Source organism: Nocardiopsis endophytica, from assembly GCF_027706725.1.
Classification (GTDB): domain Bacteria; phylum Actinomycetota; class Actinomycetes; order Streptosporangiales; family Streptosporangiaceae; genus Nocardiopsis_A; species Nocardiopsis_A endophytica.
This window is the reverse complement of sequence record NZ_JAQFWQ010000075.1, coordinates 1-22,611: the sequence shown is the minus strand read 5'-3', so window position 1 is coordinate 22,611 and position 22,611 is coordinate 1. Positions and strand designations below refer to the sequence as shown.

The following is a 22,611-nucleotide window of genomic DNA, read 5'->3' as shown; positions in this document are numbered from 1 at the left end:
GGTGGTTCTCCTCGGTAGTGGGACGGCCGGGTCCGGGCGGCCGGCCGTGGGGCGGCGCCCGGTCAGCGGATGAGGGCGTCGAGGTCGGCGGGGCGGCCGAGGCCGGGCAGGACCTCGTGCCGCGAGACGGCGAATGCGCCCGCGGCGGCGGCGCGGCGCACGCACTCGCGCAGGGGGAGCCCTGCGCACACGGCGGCGGCGTAGGCGGCGTTGAAGGCGTCGCCCGCGCCGGTGGTGTCGGCGACCCGGGGCGGGCGCACGGCGGCGACGTGCGTGCGCTCGCTCCCGTCGTCGGCCCACGCCCCGTCGGCGCCGCAGGTCAGGACGATGGTGGCGGAGGGAAGGCGGCGGCGCAGCGCGTCCAGGAGCGCCTCGGGCCCGGCATCCTCCCCCAGGCCGGTGAGCAGTCGCGCCTCACCCAGGTTGGGGGTCAGGTGGTCGACGAGCGCGGCGTCGGCCGCGGACAGCTCGCGGGCGGGGGCGGGGTTGAGCAGCGCCGGGGTACCGGCCTCCCGCGCGGTGCGCAGGGCCGCCGAGACGGTCTCTTCGGGGATCTCGTTGCACGTCATCATCAGGTCGGCCCGGGCGATGCTCCCGGAGAAGGCCTCCACGTGCGCGGGGCGCAGCTCCTCCAGCGCGCCGGGGGCGATGACGATGCGGTTCTCCCCGCCCTCCTCGACGAGGATCACGCCGACCATGGTGGCCGCCTCGGCGGTGACGACCGATGAGGCGTCGACGCCCTCGGCGCACCACAGGTCGCGCGCCTCGTCCCCGAAGGCGTCGGGGCCGATCGCCGTCAGGAGCGACACGTCCGCGCCCAGGCGGGCGGCGCCGATGGCCTGGTTCGACCCCTTGCCTCCGGGCCCGGAGGCGAACTCGCCGCCGCCGAGGGTCTCCCCGGCGTCCGGGACCCGGGGCGTGCGCATGGTCAGGCCTGCGCCGTAACTGCCGACGACCGCGATCCGCATACTCTCACCAGGCTTCCACGAGGGGGGTGGACATCTCTATACATTTGTACCCCATCCCCCACCCGCCCCTCCACTGTCCACATGCCCCGACATGACCGATTGACGCACGTCAGATCCGTGGCATAGCGTTCTCAGGCGACGCGCGGACGGGGACACGACGGCCGGTCGGCCCCGGAGGGCGCAGTCGACAAACGATGGACAAATCGCGCCCGTGGAGGGGTCAATGCCCGTTCCCCTGATCATCGACACCGACACCGCCCAGGACGACTGCGTCGCCCTGCTCGCCGGACTCCTCGACCCGGAGGCCGACCTGCGGGCGATCACGATGGTCGCCGGCAACGTCGGGTTCGAGCGCCAGGTGCGCAACGCCTTCCTCACCCTCAGCGCCGCCGGGCGGCTCGGCGAGGTCCCCATCCACCTGGGCTGCCGCCGCCCCATGGTGCGCCCCTGGGTCAGCGCCGAGGACGTGCACGGCGACGGCGCCGGCGGCCTGACCATGGACGACGCCGACCTGTCCACCGAGGACGAGCACGCCGTGGACGCCCTGGTGCGGATGGCCGCCGAGAACCCGGGCGAGCTGTCCATCGTGGCGATCGGCCCGCTCACCAACATCGCCATGGCCACCGTGAAGGACCCGGACTTCGCCCGGAACGTCAAGGCGCTCTATGTCATGGGCGGGTCCAACAACGGGCGCGGCAACATCACCGCCGCCGCGGAGTTCAACTTCTACGTCGACCCGGAGGCCGCCAAGACCGTCTTCGACGCCGGGTTCGCCGTCACCGTCGTCCCCTGGGACCCGCTCACGCTGCGCCAGGCCGTGTTCGGCGAGGATCGGCTGAAGGAGATCGCGGCGCTGGGCACGCCGCTGTCGGACTTCTTCACCCGGGTGTGCGCGGCGACGCTGGAGTTCGACCGCAGCGTCGGCATCGACGGCACCACCCACCCGGACTCGCTCACCGCCGCCGTGCTGCTCCACCCGGACCTGGTGCGCGCCTCGTCCCGCTACAACGTGGACGTGGAGACCGCGGGCGAGCTGACCCGCGGCTACTCGGCGATGTCGTGGGGCGTGCACGGGCTGGAGCCCAACGCCGAGGTGGTCGAGGAGGTCGACGCCGACGGCTTCTACGCCTACCTCAAGGGGCTGCTGTCCACCCCGACCACCCCGTCGCGGGAGATCCGGCCCCCGGAGCAGGGGTAGGGGCCCAGGGCCGGGTCAGGGCGCGACCGGCAGCGCGCGCTTGTGCGCGGTGGCCCGGTAGCGGGCCACCAGGGCCTCCTCGACGCGGTCGTCGACGGGGAGGCCCTCCAGGAAGTCGTCGATCTCCTCGTAGGTGAGGCCGAGCGCCTCCTCGTCGGGCTTCTGCGGGCTCAGCGTCTCCAGGTCGGCCGTGGGGGTCTTGTCCACGATGGACGACGGCGCCCCCAGCTCGGCGGCGACCGCGCGGACCCGCCGCTTGGTCAGCCCGGTGAGCGGCACCAGGTCGCAGGCGCCGTCGCCGAACTTGGTGAAGAAGCCGGTGACCGCCTCGGCCGCGTGGTCGGTGCCGACGACGAGCCCTCCGGCCGCGCCCGCGACGGCGTACTGGGCGGCCATGCGCTCGCGCGCCTTGGCGTTGCCGATGACGAAGTCGCGGGCGGAGTCGCCCTCGTACTCCAGGCCCGCCTTGTCCAGGGCGTCGGCCAGGCCGTCGGTGGCGGGCCGCACGTCCACCGTCAGGACCCTGTCGGGGGTGATGAACCCCAGCGCGCGCTGGGCGTCGTCCTCGTCCTGCTGCACGCCGTAGGGCAGGCGCATGGCGATGAACTCGGCCGACCCGCCGCCTTCGCGCACCCGCTCGGCGGCCAGCTGGCACAGCCGCCCGGCGGTGCTGGAGTCGACCCCGCCGCTGATGCCCAGGACCAGCGCGCGGGCGCCGGTGGAGGTCAGCCGCTCGGCCAGGAAGGCAACGCGGCGCTCGATCTCGCGGCGCGCGTCGAACTCCGGGGCGACCTCCAGGTCGCGGATGATCTGCCTGCGGGCGTCGCTCAGGTCGGCTGCGCTCATGTGGGTCCTCCCCGGGGCTGCGTCTGTCCTCCGGGATTATCCCGCGCCGGGGGCCGCGGCCCGACGCCGGGGCGGCAGGGGGGCGCCGGGGCGGCACCGGGGCGGCACCGGGGCGGCGCCCCGCGTTCAGGCCGCGCGCGCGTACAGGCCCTCGATGTCGACGGGGACGCCCTCGCGGTCGACCGTCACCGTGACGGTCCCCAGGGCCTCGTCACTGATCTCATAGCACTCGCGGCCCCCGGAGGGCTCCAGGCGGGTGCACCGGCGGAGGACCTTGCGCACGGTGAGGCCGGGGACCTCCACCCACGCCATCGCCACGTCGCGCGCCTCGCCGCGGCGCAGCCCCAGCCTGCGGACGGGCAGCGTCACCGTCAGCGGGGTGCAGGGGGCCCACACGTCCACGCAGCCGTCGAGGTCGGGGCGGCGTGTCCCGTCGACGCTCCACAGCGCCCCCTCGCGGGACAGGTCGAGCGCGCGCATGCCCTGGTCGGTCACGGTCTCGACGCGCGCACGGACCACCTCCCAGGCCAGGTCCGTGCGCACGGTCAGCCGCCCGCCGTAGGGGCGCTCCCCCGCGGCGGCCTCCGCCGCCTCCAGGCGGAACCCGTCGCGCTCGGCGATGACCGTGCCCACCCCGGTGCCCTCGCCGCCCAGGCGGCGCCACGCGGCGGGAAGTTCGCACATGCGTCTGTTCTACCGGTGGCGTCCGTTACGCACCAGAACGCCCCCATCACAATGCATGAACGTCGGGCGGTGCGGCGGGCCGCCTCCGAAAAAGCGGAATGGGCCCCGCGCGGACGGTACGCGGGGCCCATTCCAGTGAGGGGATGCGGGGTGGGGTCAGGCGGAGACGGGCTTCTTGGCCTCGCGGTACTCGGTGTCCACGCGGTCGAAGTCCTCGCCCATGGCGTCGGTGGCCCTGCCCAGGCCGTTGAAGACGAAGATCCCCACGAGGCTGACGACGACCGCCGGGACCATGGCGTACAGCCCGGTCTCCAGCACCTTCTCGTCCAGGACGTCCCAGATGACGGCGGTCGCGCCGCCGCCGACCATCCCGGCCAGCGCGCCGGTCCAGGTCATGCGCTTCCAGTACAGCGACAGCAGGATCACCGGGCCGAACCCGGCGCCGAACCCGGCCCAGGCGTAGCCCACCAGGTCCATCACGGTGTTGTTGCCGCTCAGAGCGATCCCGGCGGCCGCGACGGCGACCGCGACCACGGCGCCCCGGCTCACCCACACCAGGGTCAGCGGGGAGGCGTCGCGCTTGAGGAAGGCGCGGTAGCCGTCCTCGGTCAGCGCCGAGGAGGCGACCAGCAGCTGGGAGTCGGCGGTGCTCATGACCGCGGCCAGGATGGCGGCCAGCAGCAGCCCGGCCACCCACGGGTTCATCAGCGCCTGGATGAGCGAGGGGAAGACGTTCTCGGAGTTCTCCAGGCCCTCCTCGAAGCCGAAGAAGGCGACGCCGGCGAAGCCCATCACCACGGCGAGGGTCATCGCCGAGACGGCCCAGGCCACGCTGACCGCGCCGGCCCGCGGCACGTCCTTGACCGAGCGGATGCCCATGAAGCGGGCGAGGATGTGCGGCTGGCCCAGGTAGCCGATGCCCCAGGCCAGGCCGGAGATGACGACGACCGGGGCGAGCACGCCGCCGATGTCCAGGCTCCCCTGGCCCTCGAAGCCGCCCAGCACCGCGGAGATCCCGCCGATGTCCCGGCCCTCGTCGCCCATGATGGCGACGACCGCCACGATCGGGACGATGAGCAGCGCGACCCACATCATGACGGCCTGCACGACGTCGGTGTAGCTGACCGCGAGGAAGCCGCCGAGGAAGGTGTAGAAGACCACGATGGACACGCCGGCGATGATGGCCACGGCCGAGCTCATGCCGAAGACCTGCTCGAACAGCCCGCCCATGGCGACCAGGCCGGAGGCCACGTAGAAGAGGTAGAAGGCCAGGATGAGCACGGCGGACACGCCGCGCAGCAGCCCGGTGCGGTCGGAGAAGCGGTTCTCCAGGTAGGAGGAGAGCGTCAGCGAGTCGGACTCGCCCCCGCTGCGTGCGTCGGTGGCGCGCTCGGTGTACACGCGCAGCCGTCCGGCGATGACGATCCAGCTCCCGGCGAAGCCGAGCGCCAGGCCGACCGCGATCCAGGCCTCACCGAGCCCCGACAGGTAGATGGCTCCGGGCAGGCCCAGCAGCAGCCAGCCGCTGAAGTCGCTGGCATTCGCACTCAGACCGGCGACCCAGCTGTTCAGCCGGCGGCCTCCGAGTACGAAGTCAGAGAGCGACACGGTGCGCTTGTAGACCCACAGACCGATTCCCACCATCACCACGAAGTACGCGGCGAAGGTGAGGATGGACGCCAACAGCGACTTGTCCACGCCTGGCCTCCTTCTCTCCTGTTCAGGACGGTGATGACCCCCGCATCTTGTACGCGGTGTGACCTGCGGCGCAATGACCGATATGCACTTCACCACTGCTTTGAGATAGGGCCGTCACATTCGTGCCCCATAGTTGTTTGACCGGCCAGAGCACGTCCCGCGAATTGTCCGATCGCACAGAAAGGGACCTGACCGGTTCCGCGCCCGGCCGCCCCCGTAGGCTGGTGGCGCGACGGGAGCCAGGAAGCCGGTGCGAGTCCGGCACGGTCCCGCCACTGTGACCGGGGAGCCGACCCCTCGAAGGGCCACGGCGCGTGAGCGCTGGAAGGCCGGGCGAGGCGCCGATCCGGGAGTCAGGAGACTGTCCCGTCGCGGAACGACGCCGACCAGGGGCGCGGACCCCGGAGAGGACGCCGCACGTGCACGGCTCTGCCCTGCCCTCCCCCGGACGCGCCCGGATCCCGCGAGAGGACCGGACGTGCACCATCCCAGCCGCAATGACCGCAGGACGCCCGTCACCCGCCCCCGCCCGGGGGCCGCACGCCTGATCGCGCTGGCCGCGGCCGGCGCCGCCGCGCTCACCGGATGCGGAGCGCCCGGGTCCGGCGGCTCGGGCGGATCCGCCGGCGCCGCCGAGGGGTACCCGGTCACCGTCGAGGAGTGCGGCCGCGAGGTGACGGTCGACGCTCCGCCGCGGCGCGCGGTCGCCCTCAACCAGCACGCGACCGAGGTGATGCTGGCCCTGGGGCTGGAGGACCGCATGGTGGGCACCGCCTACCTGGACGACGCGGTCCTTCCCGAATACGAGGCCGCGTATCAGGACATCCCCGTCCTCGCCGACGAGTACCCCTCCTTCGAGGAGCTTCTGGCCGCCGAGCCCGACTTCGTCTACGCCGGGTACCCCGGGAGCGCCTTCGACGAGGCCGAGGGGCGCGGGCGGGACGCGCTGGAGGGCGCCGGGATGGCCACCTACGGCAGCCTGGAGCAGTGCGCCGACGAGGTCACCGCCGAGACGGTCTACCAGGAGATCCGCAACGTCGGGGCGCTCTTCGGCGCCGAGGAGCGGGCCGAGGAGCTGGTCGGCGGGATCGAGGACCGCCTGGCCGGGGTGGAGGGCCGCCTGGAGGGCACCGACCCGGTGGACGTGCTGGTGGTGGACAGTGTGGGGAGCACCGTGTTCACCTCCGGGGGCGCCGGGATCGGCGACGAGATCATCGAGCGCGCGGGCGGGCGGAACGTCTTCACCGACGTGGACGAGGTCTTCGCCGACGTGTCCATCGAGGACGCCTCCGACCGCGCCCCCGAGACGATCCTCTTCTACGACTACGGGTCGGTCCCGGTCGAGGAGAAGATCGCGGCGGTCGAGGACGACCCCCTGCTGTCGCGGACCCCGGCGGTCGAGGAGGAGCGGTACGCCGTCCTCCCGCTGTCGTCGGCGGTGGCGGGGGTGCGCGTCGGCGACGCGGTGGCCGACGTCGCCGACCAGCTCCACCCCGGCGCGGACGGCTGACGGTGAGCGCCCGGCCCACAAGCACCCGGCCCACACGGCGCCGCCCCGCCGCGCCGCCCCTGCCCGTGGTGCTGTGCGCGCTGGCGGCCGCCCTCCCGGCGGCCGCCACCCTCGGCGTGGTCGCCGGGTCGGTGGAGGTGTCCGCCGCCGACACCTGGCGCATCGCCGCGCACCGCCTCCTCCCCGGCCTGGTCGAACCGGACTGGCCGCCCTCGCACGAGGCGATCGTGGTGTCGGCCCGCGCGCCCCGCGTGCTGCTGGCGGTGCTGAACGGCGCGGGACTGGCGGCCGTCGGGGCGGTGCTGCAGACGCTGGTGCGCAACCCGCTCGCGGACCCGCTGCTGCTGGGCGTGTCCTCGGGGGCGACGCTGGGCGCGGTGTCCGTCGTCGTCGGGGGCGTGACCGTCTTCGGCGCCTACTCCACCCCTGCTGCGGCGTTCCTCGGCGCTCTAGGGACGCTCGTCGCCGTGTACCTGCTGTCCCGCACGGCGGGGCGGATGACGGTCACCCGGCTGATCCTGGCCGGTGTGGTGGTCGGCCAGGTGTGCTCGGCCGCCGCGAGCCTCATGATCACCATGTCGGGCGACCCGCACGCCGCCCGCGCCGTGCAGCGCTGGACCCTGGGCGGGCTCGGCGGGACCACCTGGGAGGACCTGCCCCTGGCGGGCGCCGCGGTGCTCACCGCCCTGGCGGTGACGGCGGCGGCGACGCCCGCGCTCAACGTCGTGCAGCTGGGCGAGGAGACGGCGGTCGGCATGGGACTGCGGGTGCACCGGTTCCGCGCGCTGATGTTCGTCGCCGTGTCCCTGTGCACCGGTGTGCTCGTCGCGCTCTCGGGGCCGATCGGGTTCGTCGGGCTGATGATGCCGCACATCGCCCGGCTGCTCGTGGGCACCGACCACCGGCGCATGCTCCCGGTCGCGGTCCTGCTCGGCGCGTCCTTCATGGTGCTCGCCGACCTGGCCGCGCGGACGCTCGCCGCGCCGCAGGAGATCCCCATCGGCATCCTCACCGCCCTGTGCGGCGCGCCGTTCTTCCTGTGGCTGATGCGCCGCGACGCACGCGCCGGCAGGACCATGGGCTGACCCCCGTCGTTGATCTCGGGAAAAACGACGCCAAAACCGCGCGGGTAGCGTCGCTTCTCCCGAGATCAACGGGGTGGGGGCGTCAGTGGGCGGGGGCCTCGGCGGCGGCACCGCCGGTGACGGGCCGTTCGTCGGGCAGCACCAGCAGGAGCAGGGTGCCGAGCACGAGGAAGGCGCCCGGGCCGATGATCATGGGGGTGAGGAAGCCGAGCGCGGGCACGCCGCCGGACATGTCGGCCCCCTGCCCCACGGATTCGACGCCCACCCCGGCCATCGCGATGTAGTGCATCGCCGTCACGGCGCCGCCCAGGAGCGCGGCGCCCACCAGGGTCGCCGACAGGGTCCACCGCTTGCCGACGAACCAGAGCGCCCCGACCGAGGCGGCCAGCGCCACCATCGCGGCCGCGACCACGAACAGGGGGTCGTGCACCATGTCGGCGTCCATCCGCATCGACCCCATGCCCATGTAGTGCATGGTGAGCATGGCCAGGGCCACCAGCGCGCCGCCGACGGGCAGCAGCACCAGCCGGCGCCACAGGCGGGCGATCACCACCGCGAGCGCCCCGGTCATGACGACCACCGGCACGGCGGCGCTGGCCGCGGTCATCAGCGGGTCGTAGCGGATCGGGGTGCCGGGGACGCGGAAGCCGAGCATCGCGATGAAGTGCATGGACCACACGGCCGCGCCGCCCAGGGAGATCCCGCCGAGCACGGTCCAGGCCGTCCGGGTCCGGCCCGAGGAGGACAGCGCCCGCGAGGCGTATCTGAGACCCAGGAACGACCCCAGGACCGAAACGGCGCACGCGACCAGCGGGGTCCACACCCCTTGAGCGAAATGCTCGACCATGTCTGATTTTTCCCCTCAGATCCGCGGCCGCGGACCGTTTCCCCCTATCGCACAACGCCGCAGATCATCGCAATCGCCGACGGTCCGCCGCAATCCCCGCGGATCGTCCGCACCCGGTCAGGCGGGGGCGTTTGCGGGGGCGTTCGCCGGAACGGCGGTCACGCGCGGGCGCAGTCGCGCGCGCTTGGGCCTCACGGCACCCCGGCCGCTCGACGCCGACTCGGGGGCGCAGGTGCTCAGGATGGTGTGGGCAACCGTCCTGGGGTCGTTGTCCATCGGCACATGGCCGCACCCCAGGAGCCGCACCTCGCGCGCGTGCGGGATCGCCCGCAGCACCCGCCGTACCGCGCGGACCGGAAGGACGCGGTCGTTCTCGCCCCAGGCCACGGTGGTCGGGCAGGTCACGACCGGCCCACCGGTGAAGCTGTAGCGCACCACCTCGGGCGCCAGGCGCGTGTAGGGGGATCCGCGCGTCACCACCGACGGGTCCAGCCGGGCGAGCTCGCCGTACGGGTCGCGCAGGCGCCCGTGCACGGCGAGCGTGGTCATCGTGCGGACCGGGCGACTGTCGATCACCCGGCGCCATGCCTTGGCGGGCACCCGGGTGGCGACGTGCATGCCGCCGAGCATCAGGCGGCTGCCCAGCATCTCGGTCCCGCGGCTGAACCCGATCGGCGACAGGGCGGTGACCGAGGAGGCCAGCCCGCGCGCGCCGAGCTCCAGCGCGACGGCGCCGCCGAGGGAGTTCCCCGCCAGGTGGGGCCGGGGCAGCCCGGCGGCGGCGCACCACGCGGCGACCGCGTCGACCAGGGCGGGGATACCGTATGGGCCGTCAGGGGCGGGTCCCGGCGATTCGCCGAACCCGGGCAGGTCCAGGGCGAACACCTCGTACCGCCGCGCCAGCTCGTCCACGACCGGCTCCCAGGCCTGGCGCCGGTGCCCCAGCCCGTGCAGCAGCACGAGGGGCTCGCCCCGGCCGTGCCGTTCGTAAACGATTCCTCGGTGGTCCATAAACGAACGGTCTACCTGAGGTAACGAATCGGCGCCAGCCGGAGCACGCCCGGCGCGTCGCCGTGCGGGCGCCCTCGGCGCCGAGAGCCCCTCCATGCCAGGCCCACTACCCCGATCAGTGATGTCGGTCACACCACGGAGCGCCGGACGTCTCCCGGGCCTCCCCCGAAACGGCTCCCCGCACCCTCCGCCGACGGGCCCGGGGAGCCGTGTCCGCGCAGGTCAGTCCCAGCTCAGGCCGCCGCCCGTCTGGTACTCGATGACCCGGGTCTCGAAGAAGTTCTTCTCCTTGTCGAGGTCCATCATCTCCGCCATCCACGGGAACGGGTTCTCCGTGCCGCCGAAGACCGGCTCCAGCCCGATCTGTTCGGCCCGGCGGTCGGTGATGAAGTGCATGTACCGCTCGCACAGGTCGGCGTTGAGCCCGAGGATGCCGCGCGGCATGGTCTCCCTGCCGTAGGCCACCTCCAGCTCGCACGCCTCGGCGAGCATCGTGCGCACCTCGCGCTGGAACCCCTCGCTCCACAGGTGCGGGTTCTCCAGCTTGATCTGGTTGATCACGTCGATGCCGAAGTTCAGGTGGATCGACTCGTCCCGCAGGATGTACTGGTACTGCTCGGCCACGCCCACCATCTTGTTGCGGCGCCCCAGGGAGAGGATCTGGGCGAAGCCCGTGTAGAACCACATCCCCTCGAAGATGACGTAGAAGGCCACCAGGTCGCGCAGGAACGCCTGGTCGGCCTCGGGGGTGCCGGTCGTGAAGTCCGGGTCCTCCAGGTTCTGCGTGTACTTCAGCGCCCAGGCGTCCTTCTCCGTGATGGAGGGGACCTCCCTGTACATGTTGAACAGCTCGCCCTCGTCCAGGCCCAGGCTCTCGCAGATGTACTGGAAGGTGTGCGTGTGCACGGCCTCCTCGAACGCCTGGCGCAGCAGGTACTGGCGGCACTCGGGGTTGGTGAGCTGCCGGTAGACCGCCAGCACGATGTTGTTGGCGACCAGCGACTCCGCCGTGGCGAAGAAGCCCAGGTTGCGCTTGACCATCAGCCGCTCGTCGTCGGTGAGCCCGTCGGCCGACTTCCACAGGGCGATGTCGGCCTGCATGGACACCTCGGTGGGCATCCAGTGGTTGTTGCACCCGGCGAGGTACTTGTCCCAGGCCCACCGGTACTTCAGCGGAAGCAGCTGGTTCACGTCGGCGCGCGCGTTGATCATCGCCTTGTCGCCGACGCTCACGCGGGCGCCGCCGCGGTCGATCGCGCCGAGTCCGGTGCCGTGGGTCTCCGGGGCAGTCGTCATGGGTGGGTTCCGTCGTCCTTCTGAATCGGTGTCTGTGGCGGTGCAGAGTGCGGTGCGGAGCGCTGGCGGTGGAGAGCGCGGGGGCGGGGCGGGCGGCCGGGGGCACGGGCCGCCCGCCCCTCCAGGGGGCGGTGCTACTGGCAGGCCTCGCACTCGGGGTCGTCGATGGAGCACACCGAGCCCGCGTCGGGGTCGATCTCCGGAGCGCTCCCCGCCTGCGGGGACACCGCCGCGACCGGGGACGGCGCGGGGGCCGGCGACGGCGCCGGGGTCGCCGCGACGGCGTTCAGGCGCCCGTCGGTGCCCTTGAGCGTCGACTTCTCCACGTGCGTGGCGCTCTGCGAGCGCAGGTAGTACGTGGTCTTCAGGCCCGTCTTCCACGCGCGCCGGTACAGCGCGTCCAGCTTCCGGCCGCTGGGGGCCGCCATGTAGAGGTTGAGCGACTGCGCCTGGTCGATCCACTTCTGGCGCCGGGACGCGGCGTCCACCAGCCACTCCGGGTCGACCTCGAACGCGGTGGCGTACAGCTCCTTGAGGTCCTCGGGCACGCGCTCGATGGGCCCGAGGCTGCCGTCGTGCAGCTTGAGCCGCGCGACCATGTCGTCATCCCACAGGCCGCGCTCCTTGAGGTCGCGCACCAGGTAGGGGTTGACCACGGTGAAGTCGCCGGACATGTTCGACTTCACGAACAGGTTCCGGTAGATCGGCTCGATGGACTGGCCGACGCCGGTGATGTTGGCGATGGTGGCGGTCGGCGCGATCGCCATGACGTTGGAGTTGCGCATGCCCTGCGCACGCACCCGCTCGCGCAGCCCGTCCCAGTCCAGGCGGGCGGTGCGATCGACGTCCAGGCCGCTCCCGTCACCGTCGCCCCCGCGCGCTTGGGCCAGGTACTCAAGGGAGTCGATGGGCAGAACGCCCCGGCTCCACAGCGACCCGTCGAAGGAGGCGTAGGCGCCGCGTTCGGCCGCCAGATCGCTGGAGGCGGCGATGGCGTGGTAGGAGATCAGCTCCATGCTGGAGTCGGCGAACTCCACGGCCTCCTGGGAGCCCATGGGGATGCGCAGCTGGAACAGCGCGTCCTGGTGGCCCATCAGCCCGAGCCCGACCGGGCGGTGGCGCATGTTCGCCGTCCGCGCCTCGGGGATCGTGTAGAAGTTCACGTCGATGACGTTGTCGAGCATCCGCACGGCCGTGCGCACGGTGCGCTCCAGCTTCTCGGAGTCCAGCCCGCCGTCGCGCACGTGCCGCGCGAGGTTGACCGACCCGAGGTTGCAGACCGCGACCTCCTCGCCCGCCTTGGTGTTGAGGGTGATCTCCGTGCACAGGTTGGAGGAGTGCACCACCCCGGCGTGCCGCTGCGGCGAGCGCAGGTTGCACGGGTCCTTGAAGGTGATCCACGGGTGCCCGGTCTCGAAGAGCATGGTGAGCATGCGCCGCCACAGGTCGACGGCGCGGACCCGCCGCCACACCCGGATCCGCCCCTCGTCGGCGGCGCGCTCGTAGGCCTCGTACCGCTCGGTGAACTCCCGCCCGTAGAGGTCGTGCAGGTCGGGCGTCTCATCGGGGGAGAACAGGGTCCACTCGGCGTCCTGCTCGACCCGGCGCATGAACAGGTCGGGCACCCAGTTGGCGGTGTTCATGTCATGCGTGCGCCGCCGCTCGTCCCCGGTGTTCTTGCGCAGATCGAGGAACTCCTCGACATCGATGTGCCAGGTCTCCAGATAGGCACAGACGGCACCCTTGCGCTTGCCGCCCTGATTGACCGCCACCGCCGTGTCGTTGGCGATCTTGAGGAACGGCACGACCCCCTGGCTCTTGCCGTTGGTGCCGCGGATGTGGGCGCCGATGCCGCGCACCGGGGTCCAGTCGTTGCCCAGGCCGCCGGAGTACTTCGACAGCAGGGCGTTGTCCGAGATCCCCTTGAAGATGCCCTCGAGGTCGTCGTCGACCGTGGTCAGGAAGCACGACGACAGCTGCGCGTGGCGCGTGCCCGCGTTGAACAGGGTGGGGGTGGAGCACATGAAGTCGAACGAGGACAGCAGGTCGTAGAACTCGGCCGCCCGCGCGTCGCGGTCGTCCTCCTCCAGGGCCAGGCCCATGGCCACGCGCATGAAGAACGCCTGCGGCAGCTCGTAGCGCACCCCGTCGCTGTGCAGGAAGTACCGGTCGTAGAGGGTCTGCAGGCCCAGGAAGGTGAAGTCCAGGTCCCGCTCGGGGCGCAGGGCCGCGCCCAGGCGGTCCAGGTCGAACTTCTCCAGCTCCGGATCGAGCTGGCCCAGCTCCACGCCGCGGGCCACGTAGTCGGCGAGATAGGCGGGGTAGCGCGCGGCCATCTCCGCCTGCCCGGCGGTGTCGGTGGCGCCGGCGCTGTCGGCAGAGGCGGCGGAGGAGGCCAGGAAGGTCAGCGCCTCGCGGCGAAGCGAGCCCAGCAGCAGCCGGGCGGCCATCGGCGAGTAGTCGGGGTCCTCCTCGACGAGGCTGCGCGCCGCCATGACCAGGGCCAGGTCCACCTCGTCGGCGCGGATGCCGGGGTAGAGCCCGCGGCGGGCCTCGGCCTCCACCGCGTCCGGCCGCACACCGGGCAGGCCGGCCGCCGCCTCCCGTACCGCCTCCGCGATCCGTGCCGCCGGCTCCGTGTCGAGGGTCATTCGCTCGCTCCCACCAGGTAGTCCATCAACCGGTCGGGAAGTCGAGGCCGGGAAGCACGAGACGGGGGTCCGTCCTCGGACACGGCGGACCCGGCTCGCGGCGGCCCGCCCTCGAGGCCCCGTCAAACGTGCGCGCGCAGGCGCACACCGGCGGCAGGTCTTCGGACTCGCGGGTGTGCTTCCGGCCCAAGGCCGGGCGGCACGGCGTCCGCCGCTTCCCGGGCGCTCACGCGCCCAGTGCGACCATGCGGACACCGGAAGGCGCGGACCCGGTGCCGGATCCCCCCGGTTCACCGGCCGTTCGGGCCGTCAGGCCGCGCCGTCCCCCACTCACCGCTGCGGGGCAGTCCCGGATTCGCACCGGGTTCCCTCTTGCCTCGCCCCCGTCCGCACGAATGCGCGACCGGGGCGAACCGTCGGCGGGAGCGACTCTACATCTAGTGGCACCCCGCTGCGACCACCTCAAGATAGCCGTGTGTCACAGGAGGGGTGGGGGTGGATCGCGCGGGCGGTGCGACCGGTTAGGGTTCCGATCGATGACGAGGCTGCACATCTTCGACATGGACGGAACCCTCCTCGCCGGGAGCACCGCGAACCTGGAGATCGCCCGCGCCAGCGGCACCGAGGAGGCCATCGCCGACCTGGAGCGCCGCTTCGCCTCTGGCGAGCTGGACACCCGCGGCTTCTCCACCGCCCTGTACGGGGTGTGGGCGGACCTGACCCCGGCGCACGTCGACACGGCGTTCGCCTCGGGGCCCTTCCTGGAGGGCATCGCCGAGGTGTGCGCCGACATCCGCGGGCGCGGCGAGCACTCCCTGGTGATCACCATGTCGCCGTCGTTCTTCGCCGAGCGGCTGGCGGTGTTCGGCTTCGACCGGATCGCCGCCACACCGTTCCCGGCCCCGCCGTTCCCCGCGCCGCCGGACGCCGAGCGCATCCTGACGCCCGAGGACAAGGTCCGCATCGCCGAGGAGGTGCGCACGTCGCTGGGCGTGCGCCCGGAGGACTGCGTCGCCTACGGCGACTCCAAGTCCGACGCGCCGCTGTTCGGGCACCTGGCGCACACGGTCGCGGTCAACGGCGACGCGCACATCGCCCACCTGGCCGCCGCCGCGTACCGGGGCACCAGCCTCCCGGAGGCCTACCGCACCGGACGCGCCCTGCTGGAGCGCGGCCTCCCATCTCGTTGATCTCGGGAAAAAGGACGCTACAACCGGCCCGGTAGCGTCGCTTCTCCCGAGATCAACGCGGGTCAGTCGAGCATGCGGTCCAGGGCGTCCTCGTCCAGGCCCAGGTCGACGCGGATCCGGAAGCGGACCCGCAGCAGCTCCATCAGCAGGTCGTGCACGTACGGCGACACGTCCTGGTGCCGGAAGCGCTCCACCCCCAGCGTCGCCCAGGTGTGCGCGCCCTTCAGGTCGCCGTGCGCCTGCAGCGTCTCGGCGAGGTGGATGTAGGTGGGCAGGTTCCGCGGCCCCTCGGCGCGGAGCTGCTCCAGGCGGGCCCCGGCGCCGTCCATGTCGTCCAGCTCCAGCAGGGCTCCTGCCTGCAGGGCGCGGGCGTCGATGACGGTCGTTCCGCCGTCGTCGATCGCGCGCTGGTAGGAGCGGGCGGCGCGGTCGAACTCCTGGGCCATCTCCCACTGCTCCCCGGCGCGCACGAACAGTTCGGCGCGTGAGACCTCGCTGTCCGCGTCGACGCTGTTGGCCAGCCCGAGGAGCTCCCGCGCCACGTCGGCATGGTCGCCGGACTGGACGGCCCGGAACTCCAGGCGGTCCAGATCGGCCGTGGTCACTCGGGTCACTGTCGGCCTCCCTCGCTCGTCGCCGCCCCCGCAGCGCCCGGTCATTCCCGGTGGCGCTCCAGCGCCTCCCAGAAGCCCTGCCGCAGCGCCTCACGGACCTCGTCGCGCAGCAGGAAGTCGATCGGCAGCGCCGACCCCTGCAACAGCCGCGCCTCCAGGTCGGAGGGCATCCGGGGACGGCGGACGAGCACCGCCTCCAGCCACAGGACGGGCGCGTCGCGCGCGATGGACTCGGCGAAGTCGTTCCCCTCCTGGCGCGCGACATTCACCGCGTCCTCGATGGTGCGCGCGACCGACGCCCCGGCGCGGGCGAAGTCCGCGCTGGGGGTCGGATCGGTGTAGGGCCCATGCTGGACCCTCGGTCGGGGCCGGGGGCCAGTACCGCCGTCCGGGGGCCCATGCGGTCCCCCCGTGCCGCTCCCCTGCGGGGAGTCAGCCTCCGTACTGGCCCCAAAAATAGGGTTTGGCCCGGTGCCACCTCCGAACCCGGGGTTCTCCCCGGTGGTGGGCCCATACCGCGGATCGGGCGGCGCGGCGCCGGGCGGCGCCTCCCGTTCGTAGGGCGGCTGCGGCGGCGCCGGCCGCTGCTGCGGTGCGCCGTAGCCGTCCGGGGCGAAGGAGGGCTGCTGACCGGTGTGGCCGGCGTGCCCTGCGTGTCCGGTGTGGCCCGCGTGTCCCACGGGACCGGTGTGGCCCGAGTGTCCGGTGGGCCCGGTGTGGCCGGGACCGGCCGCCGGGCCGGGGTGCACGGGCGGCTGCGGGCCGGTCCCCGGGTGGGCCGGGGCGCCGTGCTGCGGGCCGGTGCCCGGCTGCGCGCCCATGGCGGGCTGCGGTCCGGTGCCGTGCTGGGGGCCCATCGACGGCTGCGGGCCCGTGGCGGGGGCCGCGGGCGGCGCCGGGGGCTGCTGCCGCGGCGGCGCGGCATGCGAGGCGCGCGGCCCGGTCGGGAACCCGTTGACGTCGATCGGCCCGGAGGTGTTCTGCCGGGGCGCGTCCGGCCCGGTCTGCGGGGCGAGCTGGTCGCCGCCGCGCTGCCGGTCCAGCGTCTGGCGCATGGCCCGGAGCTGGTCCATGGCGCTGCCGCCCATCGCCTGCTGGGCGCCGGTGGCCGCCAGCACCGCCTCCATGCCGCCGCTCTGCTGGACGGCCGGCTCCACCCGCGTCGAGGCGGGGTGGGCCTCCACCGGGTGCCGCTCGGTCTCGGGGGCCGAGCGGGCGTGCCCGTTGGACAGTGGGCCGTTGGACAGCGGCGCGGTGGTCTCGGCGGCCGAGGGCTCGCTCGTCCCCGCGCCGGAGAGCAGGTTCACGTAGGGCCGCAGGTGCCCGGCGCCGATCTCGATGAGGTCGTCGCACTCGCGGCGCAGCGCCCGCGAGATGGTCCAGTTGCCCTCGACGGACACGTGCACGACGGTGACGCGCACACCCATGTCCTGGACGTCGGCCACCACCTGGGCCATGTCCTCGTCACCGCTGACCAGCACCGCCTCGCACAGGGTGCCGGTGCGGGCCAGGGTGGTCAGGTCTCTTTGCACATAGCTCTCGACGCCCTCCCGTCTGCCCGGACGGATGCGCGCGGCTCGGAACTTGATCCCGGGGATGTCCGCGATCCCGTCCTGCTCCTGGGTGCGGCGGCCGTCGGCCGTCGCCTCATACCAGTAGCACCGCAGCAGGGGCAGCCCCGTACGGTCCCGGGCCACCTCCTCCAGGAGCCGGGCGAGTCCTGCGTAGTCCCAGGACACGGAGTCGCGGTTGCGGGTTCCGTGTACAGCCATCGCGCCGTCGGCGAGGAGGTAGCCGGCGTCAACGAACAGCGCGCAGCGATCCACGCGACACCGCCCCTTCCCAAGGTCCAGCCGCCCGGAGCGGCTGATGCGCACCGGGCCGCTCCGCGAAGTACCGGCCTGTGTTCGGCTCCCGGCCGATGGACAGGCCGCCCACAGCCTAGCCAAGTCTGTGTCGGTTTGCGTGCGGGGCGCCACAGCCGGTCCGCCGCGGACACCGGTCGGCGCGCGTCGTCCCTCGTCAGAGGCGGTGCGAAGGAGGCGGCGGGCCGGTCAGGTGCGCATCGGTGCCGTCACCGCGACCACCCCGGCAAGCACCGCGTCCCCTTCGGTCTCGATGCGGACCTCGGGGTCGCGCGGCAGCCGGGCCGGGAACCGGACCACGTCGGTGCCGAAGGCCAGGGGCGGCCCGATGCCGCCGCGGGCGTGGCCGGCGAAGGCGTTGTCCGGGTCGCGGTCGCCCCCGGAGGGGGTGAGCGGCGACCCGTTCAGCAGCACCCGGTCGCCGGGGAGGTCGGCGTCGCCCTCCCAGGCGACGACGTCGACGGTGCCGGAGACGGCGGCGGGCAGCAGCCCGGCGAGGGGGAAGCGCACCCCGCCGCCGTGGAAGACCGCGGCGGCGTCGTCGAGCACCATGGCCTGGTTGAACCGTTCGGAGGGGTCCTCCAGGACGACGACCAGGCTCCACCCGGCATAGGTGCTCACGCCCTCCTTCCCGGGCACGTCGGCGACCCACCACTCGCCGCCTCCGCCCGCCCGCACCTGGGAGGTGACGTCGGCGAACGCGTGGTAGGCGGTGTAGCCGGGCAGCTCGGCGGTGCGCACGTCGGACGCGGCGACCTCGGTGTAGGAGGAGGAGCCGGGCCCCTTGATCCGCGCGGAGGCGGTCCCGGGGTCGCCGACGCCGGAGAAGTACAGCCCGGCCCAGCGGACCGACCCGCCGGAGGGCAGCGTCCAGCGGGCCGAGCTGGAGGTGCGGGTGGCGGGGTCGGAGTCCAGGTCGAGCGGGACCATGTCCCACAGGTCGTTGTCGCGCTGGTCGCCCTTGCGCTGCTGGGCCTCGGAGCACGGGCCGGGCTCCGGCTCGGGGGGCTCGGGCTCCTCGGGGTGTTCGGGCGGTTCGGGGGTCTCGGGGTCGGGCGCCTCGGGCTTCTCCGGTTTCTCCGGAGAGGGCGCCTCGGGGGCCTCCGGCTTCTTGGGCCCCTCCGGGGGCGCGGGGGCCGACGACGACGGGGGCTCGGGCGCCTCCGGTGCGCCGGGGAGCTCGGGGCCCTCCGAGCCGTCGGGGCCGGCGGGGCCTTCGGGGGCGTCCGGGAGGTCGAGGGCGACGGGGGCCGGGCGCTCGTCGGCGGGGGGCGCGGCGCCCTGGCCGTCGTGTCCGTCGTGTCCGACTCCATGGCCGTGGCCGTTGTCGTGGCCGTGCCCGTAGTCGTGGCCGTGGCCTCCGCCGACGACACCGGGCCACCAGGGCCAGCCGTCGTGGTCGTGCCCGTGGTCGTGGTCGTGATCGTCCTCGGGCGGCTCCGGGTCCTCGCAGGTCAGCAGCGCATTGCCGACGCTCTCCACGCGCACGCGCCCGGCGGTGGCGTACCGGGCCGGAGTCCCCTCCGGGTCGACGCCGTACGTCCCGCCGGCCGACACGCTCTCGCCGCCGGACGACACCCGGATGCGGGGCGGGTCGCCGGCCTGGGCGCCCCCGTCCACATCGACGTCGAGGTACTCGGTGGTGCTCTCCCCCGCGTCCAGGCCCGAGCGGACGCAGCGCGCGCCCCGGTCGCTGGGCGTGCAGCTCCACCCGTCCTCGCCGGGCGCGAACGGGACCGTGTTGCCGGGGCCGCCGCCCTCGCCGAAGGACACCCCGTCCGGGAGGAGGATGTCGGCGATCACGTCGTCCTCGGCGGGGTCGCCCTCGTTGGCCACGCTCATCACCACGATGCCGGGGCGGCCCGGCACCAGCGACCCGACCGGGTCGACCTGGGCGGCGAACGCGGGACGGCCCGGCTCGTCCGGCACCGGGGGGTCCTCGGGGTCGGGCTCGTCCGGAGCGGGCTCGTCCTCCTCGGGCGGATCGGCCGGGTCCGGCGGGGGGTCCTCCTCGTCCGGCGGATCCTCGGGCGGATCGGCCGGTGGATCCTGCGGCGGGTCCTGGGGCGGGTCGGCCTCGGGCGGGGCCTCCTGCGGCGGGTCGTCGGCGGGCGGCGCCGCGGCCGGGGGCGGCGACCCGGGCGGCGGGAGCGGTTCCTCGGCGCCGACCAGGGCCAGGGCGACCGCCGCGGCGACGGCGGTCGCGGCCGTACCCGCGGCGGTGGCCTGCTGCTGCCCCTTGGACATCCGGGTCCACCAGCCGCCGGACAGGGCGCCGGCGGGCAGGCTCGCCAGGTACCCGGCGGCGGCGGGGCCCGCGATGAGCGGCAGCACCAGCCCGCGCAGCCCGACGTTGACGTCCATCAGCTCCGCGCAGACCTCCCGGCACTGCGCGCAGTCGTCCAGGTGGCGCTCGACCACCGCGGTGTCCCGTTTGGCCAGCCCGCCGCGCACGTAGCCGCCGAGCAGCTCCAAGGCCGGGCGGCAGCTCTCGGCCGGGGCGCCGCCCGCCAGGTGCATCTGGAGGTAGGCGCGGCGCAGCCCCTCACGGGCCCGGTAGGCCATCGCGGCCACGCTGCCCGGGTCCTTGCCCAGGTACCCGGCGGCCTCGGCCGGGCCCAGCCCCTCGATCTCGGTGTACCAGAGCACCGACTGCCAGTCCGGGCGCAGCGACAGGAACGCGCGCGCGATCAGCGACCGCTCCAGCCCCTCCAGCGCCGGGTCGACGAACGGCTCCCCGCTGTCGAAGCGCTCCATGTCGTCGGTGACGACCTGCCGCTTGTCCTTGCGGCCCCGGTCGTAGACGCAGTGCCGGAGCGCGGTGAGCAGGTACGGGCGGAACCCGGCCGAGGGTCCGCCGCCGCGCTGCAGCACGTCCAGGACGCGCGCGAAGGCGTCGGCGACCGCGTCGTCCACCTCTGCCTCGCCCCGGACGAGCTGGCGCGCCAGACCGCGCGCGGCGTCGACGTGCCGCTCCCACAGCGTGCCGAAGGCGCCGGTATCGCCGGCCCGCACACGGTCCAGCAACTCATCGTCTCCGGCCAGCAACTCGGTGTGCTCACCCCGAGCGTCCGCCATGCACCCGCCCCTCCCGCCGGTCCCCGGCGTCCGCGTGTTCCGTGCATCGCCCGCGGGGCGGGCGATCCGGCGCGGCCCCTCCGCCGCGCTCCCCTCCCCGCCGATCGCCCCGCGAAAGAAAGCCGAAAAAAATATCCCGCAATCGCGTCATAGCCGCCACCCGAGTCCGTGATTAGGGGTGAAGGCGCACCGGTGGGGCCCACCGCAACGGGGGCGTGGGCCCTGCCGGAGGGCGCCGGAACGCGGACGACGACGGGAGCTTCAGCGATGGAGGCATGTGGACGGGACGGGCCCGGGCGGGTGAGTGACCCGGCCGAGCGCCGCAGGCTGCGCAGCCTGTGGAGCCGGCGGAGCCGGAAGAACGGCTGGGATCCGCCGGACGACTGGTGGACCCCGGTGGTGGACCAGATCTGCGAGGCGGCGGCGGGCGGGGACGACCTGGCGCCGGGCTGCTTCCGGTTCGGCCAGGCGCGGGCCCGCTCGGGCGTGGGGATCGGCGCGGCCATGGCCGACCTGTCCTCGCTGGGCGAGGTGCTCGGCTGGGACGGCGTGCCGCTGCCGCTGCTGCGGGCGCTGGCCGAGGGGTGGGTGGACGGCGGGCGGTCGCCCGACGACTGCCAGGACCCGCTGACCGGCCTGGCGACCGCCGCCTACCTGCACACCCGGATCGGCGAGCTGTACCGGGGGGCCGGTTCGGGGGCGGGCGCGGCGGCGCGGCACCGGCTGGTGGTGGTCGCCCTGGAGCAGCGGGCCGACCCGTGGCGCCGCACCGCCCAGCTGATCGTGCTCGGCCACGAGCTGAGCCGGTCCTTCAGCTCGGGGGAGTCCCTGGCGCTGCTGAGCAGAACCCGGCTGGCGGTGCTGGCCCCGGAGGGCCCGGAGCTGGCGGAGCACACCCGCCACCTGCGCGAGAACCTCTGCCGGGAGCACGGCGCGGAGCTGTGGACCGTGCCGCTCCCGGAGACCGAGCGCGAAGCGCGCGCCCTGTTGGACGACATCGGAAGGCCCCTCTCCACATGACCACCCACACCGTTCCCGACCCCGTCCCCGCCCACCGGTCCGAGCCGGGCGCGCCGTGCTCCCTGTGCACACGGTCGAGACTGCGCATGCGCGCCAGGCCGCACGCGCGGCCCGCGTCCTCGGCACCGTCCGGAACCACCGATGCGGGGTGCACCATGGCCGCCGTCTGATCCAGGCGCCGCCGGTGCATGCGGCCCCGTAGAGGGGGCGGGGCCCTGCACCGGCGGCAGGCCGGCCTGCGGCGCCCCGTTTGAGGGGGCGGGAGCGCGCGGACCGGCCGCCACCGGGTTCCGTCCCGGTGAAGGGTTGCCGGCTCGTCGAGCGGGAGGGTCCTCTGGCCCCCGGTGGGGGCGACCCCCCGAACCGACCGGTAACCGAGGGAACGCCGCACGGCGTTCCCCCTAAAGGAGGCGCGTCCGCAAGGGGAGGCGGGCGCGCCTCCCCTTGCGTGCGTGCAGTGCGAGCGGCGACGACGCAGGTCAGCGGCCCGCCCGGCAGCGCTGTCGGCCGTCGGGCGCGCGGATGGTCACCGTAAAGGGCGGCGACGGCACAAGCGGGGCGGTTCCCCGGCCCTGCCTGCCGGGTGGCGGGTTCCTTGTGGTCCGGGTCGGCGGGCGGCCCAGCTGGTACCCCACTCACGGCCCAGGCCGGGCGGCGGGCCGGGCGGGGGCGTGGACTCCGTCGCCCCGGGGCGGCCGCCGCTCCCGTCCAGCGAACCCCGCACCCCCGTGACCTGGGCGAACACTCCCCGTTACGCGCGGGAGGGGACGGGAAGCGCGCTCCGCGACACCCCTGGGCGCCCCCGGGCGACGAACCCGGCGAGACCAGAACGTGTTCTGCCAACGGAATGCCCGATTCATGCCACATCGGGATGTTCTTGAGGTGCGCGGCCACGAGGGCGCGGCCGTCCGGACGCCCGCGCCGGGCCACCGGGGCTCCCGTGGACCCGATATCGACTACACGCGGTGACACCGGGCGCGGCAAACGGCCCCAGAGTGCCGTTTGGACCCCTCTCGGCACCGAATCCCGTTCTGGTATCGCGATGAACGC

General features: G+C 73.8%; 16 protein-coding genes and 1 riboswitch. Of the genes, 5 read left to right on the top strand and 11 right to left on the bottom strand.

Features of this window, described 5'->3' with window-relative positions; translation table 11 throughout:
- Positions 1-62 precede the first annotated feature (62 nt).
- Positions 63-968 carry a ribokinase gene (locus O4J56_RS22065; RefSeq protein ID WP_270688305.1) on the bottom strand — a complete coding sequence of 302 codons (906 nt, stop codon included), beginning with the start codon at positions 966-968 and terminating at the stop codon, positions 63-65.
- A gap of 223 nt (positions 969-1,191) precedes the next feature.
- On the opposite strand from O4J56_RS22065, the gene O4J56_RS22060 reads away from it, so the two are divergent.
- Positions 1,192-2,166 (top strand): nucleoside hydrolase, encoded by a 975-nt coding sequence (locus tag O4J56_RS22060; RefSeq protein WP_270688303.1) that lies wholly within the window; start codon positions 1,192-1,194, stop codon positions 2,164-2,166.
- 15 nt (positions 2,167-2,181) lie between these two features.
- On the opposite strand, the gene nadE is transcribed toward O4J56_RS22060, so the two are convergent.
- The 3 genes from nadE to putP form a co-directional block, all read right to left on the bottom strand.
- Positions 2,182-3,012, bottom strand: a complete 831-nt coding sequence (gene nadE, locus O4J56_RS22055) for an ammonia-dependent NAD(+) synthetase (RefSeq protein WP_270688301.1) — start codon at positions 3,010-3,012, stop codon at positions 2,182-2,184.
- A 126-nt stretch (positions 3,013-3,138) separates the two neighbouring features.
- On the bottom strand, positions 3,139-3,696 hold the full coding sequence (locus O4J56_RS22050; protein WP_270688298.1) for a putative glycolipid-binding domain-containing protein: 558 nt from the start codon (positions 3,694-3,696) through the stop codon (positions 3,139-3,141).
- Positions 3,697-3,852: 156 nt separating this feature from the next.
- Positions 3,853-5,394, bottom strand: coding sequence for a sodium/proline symporter PutP (gene putP / locus O4J56_RS22045; protein ID WP_270688296.1), 1,542 nt, complete (start codon positions 5,392-5,394; stop codon positions 3,853-3,855).
- A gap of 217 nt (positions 5,395-5,611) precedes the next feature.
- Positions 5,612-5,778, top strand: a riboswitch (cobalamin riboswitch).
- Between the two features lie 94 nt (positions 5,779-5,872).
- Here putP and O4J56_RS22040 point away from each other — a divergent pair.
- Together O4J56_RS22040 and O4J56_RS22035 are read left to right on the top strand one after the other, a co-directional pair.
- Positions 5,873-6,904, top strand: a complete 1,032-nt coding sequence (locus O4J56_RS22040; RefSeq protein ID WP_270688294.1) for an ABC transporter substrate-binding protein — start codon at positions 5,873-5,875, stop codon at positions 6,902-6,904.
- Between the two features lie 2 nt (positions 6,905-6,906).
- Complete coding sequence (locus tag O4J56_RS22035) at positions 6,907-7,989, top strand: FecCD family ABC transporter permease (RefSeq protein ID WP_270688292.1); 1,083 nt, start codon at positions 6,907-6,909, stop codon at positions 7,987-7,989.
- Positions 7,990-8,071: 82 nt separating this feature from the next.
- Here the strand turns inward: O4J56_RS22035 and O4J56_RS22030 are convergent, their stop codons facing one another.
- The 4 genes from O4J56_RS22030 to O4J56_RS22015 form a co-directional block, all read right to left on the bottom strand.
- Positions 8,072-8,836, bottom strand: a complete 765-nt coding sequence (locus O4J56_RS22030; protein ID WP_270688290.1) for an MHYT domain-containing protein — start codon at positions 8,834-8,836, stop codon at positions 8,072-8,074.
- Between the two features lie 117 nt (positions 8,837-8,953).
- The gene (locus O4J56_RS22025; protein ID WP_270688288.1) at positions 8,954-9,847 is read right to left on the bottom strand and encodes an alpha/beta fold hydrolase; all 894 of its coding nucleotides are present in this window, start codon (positions 9,845-9,847) and stop codon (positions 8,954-8,956) included.
- A gap of 222 nt (positions 9,848-10,069) precedes the next feature.
- The gene (locus tag O4J56_RS22020; protein ID WP_270688286.1) at positions 10,070-11,143 is read right to left on the bottom strand and encodes a ribonucleotide-diphosphate reductase subunit beta; all 1,074 of its coding nucleotides are present in this window, start codon (positions 11,141-11,143) and stop codon (positions 10,070-10,072) included.
- A 134-nt stretch (positions 11,144-11,277) separates the two neighbouring features.
- Positions 11,278-13,794: a ribonucleoside-diphosphate reductase subunit alpha gene (locus O4J56_RS22015; RefSeq protein WP_270688284.1), complete on the bottom strand. Its 2,517-nt coding sequence runs from the start codon at positions 13,792-13,794 to the stop codon at positions 11,278-11,280.
- Between the two features lie 536 nt (positions 13,795-14,330).
- Between O4J56_RS22015 and O4J56_RS22010 the strand changes: the two genes are divergently transcribed.
- The gene (locus tag O4J56_RS22010; protein WP_270688282.1) at positions 14,331-14,984 is read left to right on the top strand and encodes an HAD family hydrolase; all 654 of its coding nucleotides are present in this window, start codon (positions 14,331-14,333) and stop codon (positions 14,982-14,984) included.
- Between the two features lie 62 nt (positions 14,985-15,046).
- Here O4J56_RS22010 and O4J56_RS22005 read toward each other — a convergent pair whose 3' ends face one another.
- From O4J56_RS22005 to O4J56_RS21995, 3 genes are all read right to left on the bottom strand, one after another.
- Positions 15,047-15,598, bottom strand: a complete 552-nt coding sequence (locus O4J56_RS22005; RefSeq protein ID WP_270688280.1) for a hypothetical protein — start codon at positions 15,596-15,598, stop codon at positions 15,047-15,049.
- Positions 15,599-15,639: 41 nt separating this feature from the next.
- A complete protein-coding gene (locus O4J56_RS22000) occupies positions 15,640-17,424 on the bottom strand; it encodes an NYN domain-containing protein (RefSeq protein WP_270688278.1) in 1,785 nt (594 codons plus the stop codon).
- A gap of 228 nt (positions 17,425-17,652) precedes the next feature.
- A complete protein-coding gene (locus O4J56_RS21995; RefSeq protein ID WP_270688276.1) occupies positions 17,653-20,541 on the bottom strand; it encodes a sigma-70 family RNA polymerase sigma factor in 2,889 nt (962 codons plus the stop codon).
- Between the two features lie 267 nt (positions 20,542-20,808).
- Between O4J56_RS21995 and O4J56_RS21990 the strand changes: the two genes are divergently transcribed.
- Positions 20,809-21,561: a hypothetical protein gene (locus O4J56_RS21990; RefSeq protein WP_270688274.1), complete on the top strand. Its 753-nt coding sequence runs from the start codon at positions 20,809-20,811 to the stop codon at positions 21,559-21,561.
- The last annotated feature ends 1,050 nt before the right edge of the window (positions 21,562-22,611 follow it).

Coding starts and splice junctions, on each gene's coding strand:
- O4J56_RS22065 (WP_270688305.1), bottom strand. CDS start 968: ATGCGGATCGCGGTCGTCGGCAGTTACGGCGCAGGCCTGACCATGCGC.
- O4J56_RS22060 (WP_270688303.1), top strand. CDS start 1,192: ATGCCCGTTCCCCTGATCATCGACACCGACACCGCCCAGGACGACTGC.
- nadE (WP_270688301.1), bottom strand. CDS start 3,012: ATGAGCGCAGCCGACCTGAGCGACGCCCGCAGGCAGATCATCCGCGAC.
- O4J56_RS22050 (WP_270688298.1), bottom strand. CDS start 3,696: ATGTGCGAACTTCCCGCCGCGTGGCGCCGCCTGGGCGGCGAGGGCACC.
- O4J56_RS22030 (WP_270688290.1), bottom strand. CDS start 8,836: ATGGTCGAGCATTTCGCTCAAGGGGTGTGGACCCCGCTGGTCGCGTGC.
- O4J56_RS22025 (WP_270688288.1), bottom strand. CDS start 9,847: ATGGACCACCGAGGAATCGTTTACGAACGGCACGGCCGGGGCGAGCCC.
- O4J56_RS22020 (WP_270688286.1), bottom strand. CDS start 11,143: ATGACGACTGCCCCGGAGACCCACGGCACCGGACTCGGCGCGATCGAC.
- O4J56_RS22015 (WP_270688284.1), bottom strand. CDS start 13,794: ATGACCCTCGACACGGAGCCGGCGGCACGGATCGCGGAGGCGGTACGG.
- O4J56_RS22010 (WP_270688282.1), top strand. CDS start 14,331: ATGACGAGGCTGCACATCTTCGACATGGACGGAACCCTCCTCGCCGGG.
- O4J56_RS21995 (WP_270688276.1), bottom strand. CDS start 20,541: ATGGCGGACGCTCGGGGTGAGCACACCGAGTTGCTGGCCGGAGACGAT.
- O4J56_RS21990 (WP_270688274.1), top strand. CDS start 20,809: ATGGAGGCATGTGGACGGGACGGGCCCGGGCGGGTGAGTGACCCGGCC.